The sequence below is a fragment of the Caballeronia sp. LZ003 genome (assembly GCF_031451465.1).
GTDB lineage: Bacteria > Pseudomonadota > Gammaproteobacteria > Burkholderiales > Burkholderiaceae > Caballeronia.
Genome location: NZ_JARUXJ010000025.1, coordinates 1 through 2,048, shown reverse-complemented (window position 1 = coordinate 2,048; position 2,048 = coordinate 1). Strand labels below are relative to the sequence as shown.

Sequence of the window (2,048 nt, the reverse complement as noted above, 5' to 3'; positions counted from 1 at the left end):
CGAGCTGAATGCGCGGCATGACGGTTGGCATTGGTGTCGAAAAGGATTGGAATCTTCATGATTAGCTGATGCGTTGCCAGAGGTAGACATACAGCGAATGGTTGCCACCGACCTTGCACTGATCCTGCCGACGCCAGTTCCCCGAGTACGCGGCAAAGCCGCCATCAGAGGGTTGAGTCGGCGAGATATAGCCGGGACGCGAGGTGCGAAGGCAAAACGAGCCGACGCCGCCTGGATCAAGGATCGTGCGGGGCGCAGCCCAGTTGCCGAAATTAGTGTGCGTAAGGATCGCGCCGATGTAGGTGGTATCGACATACATGTCGACATTGGCGCCCCAGTTAAGCGTTACCTTGTGGGCGGTATCACTCACGACATAGCCATACCCGCCGTTGCCATTTCGGATCGGCGCGCGTGCGTTGATGCCGTTATCACGCGCAGCGAATTGAGTGTTCAGCCAGTTGGACAGCCATCCACCCCAAACACCGCCGGAGAGGTTGCCGTCGCTGGCGAGAGAGGCGTGTCCACCGCCTGCGTAGACATAGCCCAAAGACACAAGATCAGCGCCTTGCACACGCTGATTCGAATACAGTGGCCCGTTGATCGAGCCTCCGTTCGTCGTCAAGGGATTGGGCAGATTGCCAGTGTCCCAGGGCGTGACACCCGCCCATGTCGGGCGGGCGCGCGGCAAAGACAGCACGCCGCTGTCGGACAAGGTCGCGTTAATCGCGCGATTCGCGCTATCGACGAATTCGAGTTGCCGTTGCGTCGCGTTCGAACGTACAAAAGGCGAGAAGCCGTTCGCGTCGAACAAGAGCGCAGGACTATAGGGAGAGCCCGCAGATTTCAGACGAACATCGCCGCCTACCGGTCCGCCCGTGGTCGAATATTTGCCGTCTAGCGCGGCCTGCAACCCGTCAATCTCGAGAATTGCGTGGTGGTGCCCACGATTGGATTTGTCAACGATGGCGTGACCGATCGCCGCTTGAACACCGGCCGGTGTCGCCGCGCGGCGAGTATCCGTGCCCGCGACGGTCTCAGCACTGGTGGCAAGCTCCACCACGCCTTGCCGTTCCGTGGTGGCCGGCGGATTGAGGAAGGATGTCTCACCAAAGACCAACTGCGTAGCTTCGATCGCCGCAAACTGCATGTCACACGAGAGCAACAGCAAGGCGGCGGGCGACTTTTCCATGATCGGCGTGTCCTGCCCGTACGCGGCTAGCAGCGTGCCGTCTTCGAGATACAGCCCAAAACCGTAAAGCGAATATTGGTCTTCGCTATCGTCCGTAAGCGTCGCGTGAATCGTGTCGGGGGCCACGTTCGTGCCGCCGAAGGTTGTGATCCGCTTGCGCTCGTTCGGCAGCGCCTTGAGCGCCTTGCTCGACTCGAACGCTGCGGTCGCAAGACCGATCTCGACGATCTTGTGTGCATTCGTACCGTCCTTGTTCGGCGCGACAAGCGCCGCGCGGCCAGCATCGGTTAGGGTGAGAAGGTTTGCCATCGTCTGCTAGTCGATTCGTTATTCACATAAATTGAGTCGGCGGTACACTGCCACGCGCGCCGAAGCGCCGATCGGTTGCTGAACCTGCTTCGAAAATCCCTGCTTGAACGTGTAGTGCGCTCGCAGGGGCTTGGTGCGGTCGATCTCTGCACGGATGTCGGCTACATACTCGGCGGTCGGCACCTTGCCCTCATGACCGCTGACGGTCATCAGGATTTCGAACGTCCCTGGCCTGCCCACCGGCTGGAGCTCGAACCACTCGCGCAGGATGAGGTTGCCACCGAAGGCTGCGACCACCTCGCGCACCGCGGCGGCCGTCCCCTTGCGACGCGCTACGGGTATAGCCTGCTTCACACGCGCGCGCTTCACGTGTTCGGGCCAATACCCTTTCCACGTATCAACGCCCAACTGCCACGCGAGCCACGGCAGGAGATCGAGACGAATCGCATCAGGATCGATGAGCGTGGCAAGCGGCGTCGGAATGTCGTCAATAGATGCGCTCGTATCGGCAAACCGGCGTTCGAGCCGAGTCGCATTGGGCGGAAGCAAT

2 protein-coding genes are annotated in these 2,048 nt (G+C 60.6%); both read right to left on the bottom strand.

Annotation, left to right across the window (positions count from 1 at the left end):
* Positions 1 to 61: 61 nt before the first annotated feature.
* Positions 62 to 1,498, bottom strand: a complete 1,437-nt coding sequence (locus tag QCE79_RS39425; RefSeq protein WP_404989455.1) for a hypothetical protein — start codon at positions 1,496 to 1,498, stop codon at positions 62 to 64.
* An 18-nt stretch (positions 1,499 to 1,516) separates the two neighbouring features.
* A complete protein-coding gene (locus tag QCE79_RS32550) occupies positions 1,517 to 2,047 on the bottom strand; it encodes a phage tail protein I (protein ID WP_309851463.1) in 531 nt (176 codons plus the stop codon).
* Position 2,048 lies beyond the last annotated feature (1 nt).

Coding starts and splice junctions, on each gene's coding strand:
- QCE79_RS39425 (WP_404989455.1), bottom strand. CDS start 1,498: ATGGCAAACCTTCTCACCCTAACCGATGCTGGCCGCGCGGCGCTTGTC.